Annotated in this window: 6 protein-coding genes; 5 read left to right on the forward strand and 1 reads right to left on the reverse strand. The window is 67.7% G+C overall.

The features are described 5' to 3' along the window. Nucleotides 1-170: 170 nt before the first annotated feature. From ACWEBX_RS36015 to ACWEBX_RS36030, 4 genes are all read left to right on the forward strand, one after another. Nucleotides 171-1,745 (forward strand): MFS transporter, encoded by a 1,575-nt coding sequence (locus ACWEBX_RS36015; protein ID WP_451888965.1) that lies wholly within the window; start codon nucleotides 171-173, stop codon nucleotides 1,743-1,745. A gap of 458 nt (nucleotides 1,746-2,203) precedes the next feature. Then, complete coding sequence (locus ACWEBX_RS36020; protein WP_451888970.1) at nucleotides 2,204-2,656, forward strand: ATP-binding protein; 453 nt, start codon at nucleotides 2,204-2,206, stop codon at nucleotides 2,654-2,656. 144 nt (nucleotides 2,657-2,800) lie between these two features. Further along, entirely contained in the window at nucleotides 2,801-3,499 is a 699-nt protein-coding gene (locus ACWEBX_RS36025; RefSeq protein WP_451888966.1) for a DJ-1/PfpI family protein, read from the forward strand. Between the two features lie 106 nt (nucleotides 3,500-3,605). Then, the gene (locus tag ACWEBX_RS36030) at nucleotides 3,606-4,544 is read left to right on the forward strand and encodes a DsbA family protein (protein ID WP_451888967.1); all 939 of its coding nucleotides are present in this window, start codon (nucleotides 3,606-3,608) and stop codon (nucleotides 4,542-4,544) included. A 358-nt stretch (nucleotides 4,545-4,902) separates the two neighbouring features. Here the strand turns inward: ACWEBX_RS36030 and ACWEBX_RS36035 are convergent, their stop codons facing one another. Next, nucleotides 4,903-6,147: a CynX/NimT family MFS transporter gene (locus ACWEBX_RS36035; protein WP_451888968.1), complete on the reverse strand. Its 1,245-nt coding sequence runs from the start codon at nucleotides 6,145-6,147 to the stop codon at nucleotides 4,903-4,905. Between the two features lie 435 nt (nucleotides 6,148-6,582). Between ACWEBX_RS36035 and ACWEBX_RS36040 the strand changes: the two genes are divergently transcribed. Further along, entirely contained in the window at nucleotides 6,583-6,747 is a 165-nt protein-coding gene (locus ACWEBX_RS36040; protein ID WP_451888969.1) for a hypothetical protein, read from the forward strand. Nucleotides 6,748-6,775 lie beyond the last annotated feature (28 nt).

Consider the following 6,775-nt stretch of genomic DNA (forward strand, 5'->3'; position numbering starts at 1 on the left):
CTTGCGAGCCTGATTGCAGGCCCGCCTGAGACGAACCGTCTCCGCGTGAAAGACCCCCAAAAAACCGCGATCCGTTTCGGTTCCGATCACGGGGCTCCGGCGGACCGGTCTCGAGGGAGATTTCGAGTACGCCGCAGCCTTACTTGCTTCCATTCAAGGGATGTTTCCCCATGAACGCAGACTTCGGGTCCACAGGCCAGGCTCACGGCCGGGGAAAGGTGCGTCACGGTGTGGTGCTGGCCGTGACCTCCCTGGCTCTGGCGACGGTCGTCTCCGCCATGGCGTCACTGAACGTGGCACTTCCCGGCATCGCCCGCGAGACCCACGCCAGCCAGACCGAGCTCTCCTGGATCATCGACGCCTACAGTCTCGTCTTCGCCTCCCTCCTGCTCCTGGCGGCCACACTCGGTGATCGTTTCGGGCGGCGCAAGGCCCTGCTGGGCGGACTGGGAGTTTTCGCGGCGGTCTCGGCGGCCGCCACCTTCTCCTCGGACCCGGTCGTGCTGATCGCCCTGCGGGCACTGCTCGGTGTGGCGGCGGCCTTCGTCATGCCCGCGACGCTTTCCACGATCACGACGACATTCCCCGCTGCGCAGCGGGCACGGGCCGTCAGCATCTGGGCAGCCGTCGCCGGCGCCAGCGCCGTGCTGGGACTGCTGGCCTCCGGCGCGGTGCTGGAGGTGTGGTCGTGGCGGTCGGTGTTCTGGCTGAACGTCGTCCTGGCCGTCGTGGCCGCCATCGGGACGTATCTGTTCGTTCCCGAGTCCGCGGAACCTGAGAAGCAGCCGGTGGACGGGATCGGCGCGGTTCTGACCGTCATCGGACTGGGAGTACTGGTCTACTCGGTCATCCAGGCGCCCGAGCACGGCTGGGGCAGCACCCGCACGCTGGGCGGCATCGCTGTCGGTCTGGTAGTGCTGGCGGTGTTCGTCCTGTGGGAGCTGAGGCACCCTCACCCGCTGCTGAACCCGCGGCTGTTCCGCAACCGGCCCTTCGCGGCCGGAACCCTGTCGATCACGCTGCAGTTCTTCGCCTTCTTCGGGTTCATCTTCGTCGTCATGCAGTACCTGCAGCTCGTACGGGGTGACAGCGCCCTCGTCGCCGCCGTGAGCGTGCTGCCGATGTCTGCGGCGATGATTCCCAGTGCCCGCCTGTCCCCGCGGCTGGCCGCACGGCACGGAGCGCGCCGGCCCTGGACCATCGGCCTGATCGCGGTCGCCACGGGCCTGTTGGTGCTCGCCGAACTCGACACCGACAGCTCCTACTGGCTGATCCTGGCCGGGCTCATCCCGCTCGGCGCGGGCATGGGGCTCGCCATGACGCCCGCCACCGCGGCCATCACCGACGCCCTGCCGCCCGCCCTGCAGAACGTGGGCTCCGCCGTGAACGACCTGTCCCGCGAACTCGGCGGCGCCCTGGGAATCGCGGTGCTCGGCAGCGCCCTGAACGCCGGCTACCGCGGCAGCCTCAACGTCGAGAGCCTGCCCGAACCGGTCGCCGAGGCCGCGCGGTCCTCTCTGGCAGCCGCCAACGTCGTGGGCACCAAAACCGGCAACGCCTCCCTGATCGAACAAGCCCGTGACGCCTTCTCCTCCGGGCTGCACCTGGCCCTCATCACCGGCGCGGGAGCCGCCGTTCTGGCCGCCGTCGCCATCACCCTCCTGCTCCGACACACCCGCCGAGCCTCCGCCGTTTCCATGGCCGGCACGCTGGAAAGCGACGTCCGTCCCGCACACGCACCGTGAGCGGTCCGGGATTCCGGGCGGGCAATTCACACTGACGTCTGGGGTCAGGACATCAGCCCCGCAGGCCCGGGTTCGCAGATGTCGGCTGCCCGAGCGGTGCGAGCTGCTCGGGCAGCCGGCGTATTCGCCGCGGCGCCCGTCTCTCCGACCGCGAAACGGGGTGTCCGCGGACCTGTCACGCAGGCATTGCACCGCCCGCCCGGGCAGCACCCGGGCCTCCCACCAGGGGATCCAATCGCTTCCTGGCCTCACTGGCCCTTGCGGTCATCCATGCGATGGCAGGGAGCACGTCTGCAGCTCCTGAGGATTCTCAGACGGTTTCCTGTTCGTCTCGAAGCGTGACCGTCTCTCCCGTACTGCCGGGCATCTGGGTAGGGATTGCTCATGGATTTCGTGCCTGCCGGGGGTGTCCTGGAAGTACCAGGGAATCCGTTCCAGAGCTTCAGGCAGTGATTCTGATGAACACGACCACGATCTCCCGTCAGCGGCAGGGTTCTGAGCCGTGTGCCGTTCTCGCCGGTGGGCGTGCGTTCGATATACCTCTGGAGCACGGACCGCTCGCCCCTGCCTCGGCACGCCATGAGTCCCGCCCAGTTCTGGCCGCGTGGGGACTGAACGACGATCAGATCTACGACACTCTGATGGTCATCTCTGAACTCGTGACGAATGCCGTCTCCCACGCTCTGCCCCCGGTGGTGCTGCACCTGCAGGCTTCCAGCTCGGACAGTGGCGTGCAGGTCTGTGTGATTGACGGCGGTCCGCAGGATGCACCGGACAACTGGGCAGCCGTTCGGCCTGCCGACGAGCACGGCCGGGGCGACGTGATCGTCTCGGCTCTCACCGGCAGCGCCGGATCCGGGTTCGACGCGGACGGCCTCATCGACCACTGGGCCAGCCTGGGCGCCGCCTGACGCTCCCTTGGAGCCCACTCGGTCCCCCCTGCGGTCGTGACAGACCTATCTCGAAACTTTTTCCTTCCAACTGGAATAGTCATGGTCCATGACTATGTTGTACCGGGTGACTCACTCACCCGCATCCATACAAGGAGCATCACGATGAGCGGCATCAACAAGGTTCTCTTCCTCGCCTTCCCCAACGTCGGTGAGCAGGACCTCCTCGCGCCCTGGGAGCTGTTCAGGGCGCTGGCCTACGACCTGGGCCAGAGCGGGGAGCAGCTGGAGGTCACCCTCGGCAGCTTCGAGGGCGGCACCGTCACCACTCACATGGGCGCGCAGCTGCAGACCGAGAAGGTCAGCCCCGAGGACCGTTTCGACCTCCTCTACATCCCCGGCGGTATCGGCGGCGGCGCGGCCTCCCGTGACCCGCAGGTCCTGGACTTCATCCGCGCCCACCACGCCGAGGGCCGCTGGGTGGCCGCCAACTGCGCCGGAGTCGGTGTCGTCTTCCGCTCCGGCATCCTCGAGGGCACCCGTTTCCAGGCCGCCGCCGTTCTGGGCCGCCGGCTGAAGGAACTGGGCGCCGACGTCGCCGAGCCGCGGCGCGCCTGGTCCGTCCTGCCCGAGGCGAAGGTCTTCACCGCCGGCGGCGCCGCCACCGTCCACCCCAGCACCATCGCCCTGGTCACCCACCTCTTCGGCGAGGACCGCGCCCGCGCCCTGGCCGGCACCTGGGACACCCTCCCCCTGCACGGCGAAACCCTCTTCAACCCCGAAGGCCCCCTCTCCAACGACGACGAAACCTTCGTCAAGGGCCTCCAGGACGGCATGGAAACCGTCTTCCTCCCCGAAAACTAACCCCCACCCAACGGACAAAGGGGGCGGGAATCGCACACGGTGCCACCCCGCCCCCACCCTCCACCGCACCCCGACACCACCCCCGCAATACGTCTAGGGAGACACCGTGAGCCAGACAGACCAGTCCCTCGCCGGAGGCGCATGTGATCTCGAGTCGGGTGTCTGCGCCCTGCCCGGTGACAGCGCGCCCCTTCCTGGTGACACCGTCGCGAGTCCCGCGCCTGAGGTGGGCCTCACGCGCATCACCTACGTGACCGACCCGATCTGCTCGGCCTGCTGGATCCTCGAGCCCGCCTGGCGTTCGCTCACGGAGCGCTACCGCGACCTCATCGACGTACGCCACGTCTACGGTGGGCTCCTGCGCGGCTGGCAGGGTTTCCACGACGCGGGCAACGGCATCCGACGCCCCGAGGACGTCGCGCATCACTGGGACGAGTTCGCCCAGATTTCAGGCCAGGCCATCAACTCCTCCGTCTGGTGGAGCGACCCCATCGACTCCTCGTATCCGCCGAGCATCGCGCTCGCCGCCGTCCGCCTGCTGGCACCCGAACACGAGGAGGCCTACCTGCGCCGCATCCGCGAGGAACTTTTCCTGGACGGTCGCAACATCGCTGCCCCCGGACTTCTCGAGGCGCTGGTCGTGGAGTTTGGTCTGGATGTGACGTCGTACCGGCGTCTGATCGAGAACGGTGACGCTGAATCAGAGTTCGAACGCGACCTGGTCCGCACCCACGAACTCGGCGCCCGCGGCTTTCCCACCCTCATTCTCGAGGGCCCCGACGGCCGCGTCGTCCTGCACGGCTGGATCCAGCCCGACCGCCTCGAGAACACCTTCCTCACCGTCTCAGGTGCAACCCGCCGCCCCGCCATCTCCTCCATCGGCGACGCCATCGACCGACTCGGCACCGGCACCTCACTCGAGTACGCCGCACTCACCGGCCACTCCGTCACAGAGGTGGAACAACTCCTCACCCAGGCCGGTGCCACCCCCCGATCCGCCGGCAAGGGCAAGGCCTGGTCGCCCAAGCCGCAGAACCGGCCCTGAGAATGTCCTGTGATTGATCGCTGAGCCTCACGAAGCGTGGACATCCGTCAGGGGGTGTTCGTCGTTGGCCCGTCATACCGAGGCTGTGGCTGTGGACATGAAGGGCAGCGATGGCGACCCACGTCGTTGGGAGCGCGGCCCGACCGCGCTCCCAACGACGTGCGAGTACGAGCTCTGAGCAACAGGCTGACGCGTATTGCTCTTCCCTGGTCAGGGTGTGCCTCGGGCCAACAGTTTTTCGAGCGGTCGCAGACTCGCAACGCAGCCGGCAGGGGGCGGTCACCTCGGGCTGTACGCCATCTTGCATCCGACCATCACGTGTCCCCGGACGGTCGGCAGGTCGCAGTCAGAGTGGTGCTCAGCCGATCTGACGGTCCCGGCCGGCGAGCCAACCAGCCGCGAGTTGAGGCAGCATCAAGAGAGTCATGAAGACCAGAGGGATTCGCCAGTTCCCGCTGTGCTGGTAGAGCACTCCGACGACGACGGGGCCGGGGATCGACAGCAGGTATCCGGCGCTCTGGGCGAATGCCGACAGGCGGATGACCGTGGCACTGTCACGGCCGCGCATCCCGATCATTGTCAGGGCCAGTGGGAACGAGCAGTTGGCGACGCCGAGGAGCACGGCCCACAGCAGGGGGGCCGCCGCTGGCGCGGCCCACAGTCCGACGTATCCGGCGATCCCGAACACTCCGATGGTGACGGCGACACCGCTTTGGCTGCGCAGCCGTCCGGCGACGGCCGCGAGAACGAACGACAGCGGAACCCCGAGCACGGAGGTGACGGCGAACAGCAGTCCCGCGGCTGCTGCGGACAGTCCCGCGTCGCGGAAGATCTGCGGGAGCCAGCCGATAACGACGTACGCGGCGGTGGCTTGAAGCCCGAAATAGATGGTGAGGGCCCAGGCGGTGGGGTTACGGGTGAGGCGTGTTCGAGGTGCGGATGCCGAGTCCGGTGAACCGGTCTTGGTCCGCGAGGTGTGTGCAACGGGGTGACGTGCGAGGGCGATCCACGGAGGGACCGCCACGACTGCGAGGGCAGCCCAAGCGCCGAGACCAACCCGCCAGTCTCCGCCGAAGGCCTTGGCCAGCGGGACGGTGACGGCGGCGGCACTCGACGCGCCCAGGTTGAGTGCCATGGAGTACAAACCCGTCATCATGCCGACCCGGTCGGCGAACCGCTGCTTGACGACGACGGGCAGCAGAACGTTAGCCACCGCGATACCGGCGAGAGCAAGGCCGCTCAAGGCGACGAACATGCCGGTGCCGTCCACCAGCGGACGCAGAGCGAGTCCCGCCGCAATCGCAGCCATGCCGGCGGCGATGACACGGTCGGACCCGTACCGGCGGGCCAGCCGGGGCGCGGCGGAGCCGACCAGCGCGAAGCACGCCGCGGGCACTGAGGTCAGGACGCCCGCCGCGGTGGCGCTCATCCCCAGGCTCGCACGTACCTCCTCGAGTACGGGACCGAGGCTGGTGACCGCAGGCCGGAGATTGACCGCGGCCATCAACAGGGCGACGACGGCAACGCGCCGCACCCAGCGCGCAGAACGGGCACCCTCTTGTCCATCTGCGCAGTGCGGGGCCGCGGGCTCCTCGTCCACCATGACTCGATCCTAATGATCAACTGGCAGGGGCAGGCTGTGTCCAGGGGACGTTGATCCAAGTGTCGACGCGGGTTTCACGGCTTCCCGGCCCGGTCCTCTGCGTCGCACACCCTGGACGCGACCACACCTTCCACGGACTGGATGCCCTCATGCTGAGCCGGAGTTGCCTTGGCTGCGAGGCTCAAGGCGGAGTCGAACCTCAGCTCAGTAGTAGTTGCAAGGCCAAGCTGTTGTGCAGGACACAGCGGAAGGCCTGCGTGCACAGGCTGTCCGGCCTGAGCCGAGGTTCTGGTGGCGGGCTCCGGCTGGATCGTGTTACGCGCATTCGATGATAAGTATCGACTGCTCATTCCGGGCTGTTGGGCCCCTTCTACGTTTCAGGCAGCGAACAGACCGCACAACCGCGGGTGGTCTGCTGAACATGAAGGAGCAGCCATGCAGAACATGACTGAAGCTGGGTTCATGTATGCCGCCAGGACGGGCAGCTACAACCACAACGAGATCGTCGTGCCCGTCGGTGTCGACACCGAGGTGGACGAGGGCATCGAGCTGGGTCTCACCGGGTCCATGAGGCCGGAATCCCGGTCGTCGCGGGACTGACCGCCAAGGTCAATCCGCTGGTCCTTTC

This window comes from Streptomyces sp. NPDC005070, assembly GCF_053600395.1.

What these genes read in the sequence shown, in the direction of transcription:
- ACWEBX_RS36015 (WP_451888965.1), top strand. Translation starts at nt 171, where the DNA reads ATGAACGCAGACTTCGGGTCCACAGGCCAGGCTCACGGCCGGGGAAAG.
- ACWEBX_RS36020 (WP_451888970.1), top strand. Translation starts at nt 2,204, where the DNA reads ATGAACACGACCACGATCTCCCGTCAGCGGCAGGGTTCTGAGCCGTGT.
- ACWEBX_RS36025 (WP_451888966.1), top strand. Translation starts at nt 2,801, where the DNA reads ATGAGCGGCATCAACAAGGTTCTCTTCCTCGCCTTCCCCAACGTCGGT.
- ACWEBX_RS36035 (WP_451888968.1), bottom strand. Translation starts at nt 6,147, where the DNA reads ATGGTGGACGAGGAGCCCGCGGCCCCGCACTGCGCAGATGGACAAGAG.
- ACWEBX_RS36040 (WP_451888969.1), top strand. Translation starts at nt 6,583, where the DNA reads ATGCAGAACATGACTGAAGCTGGGTTCATGTATGCCGCCAGGACGGGC.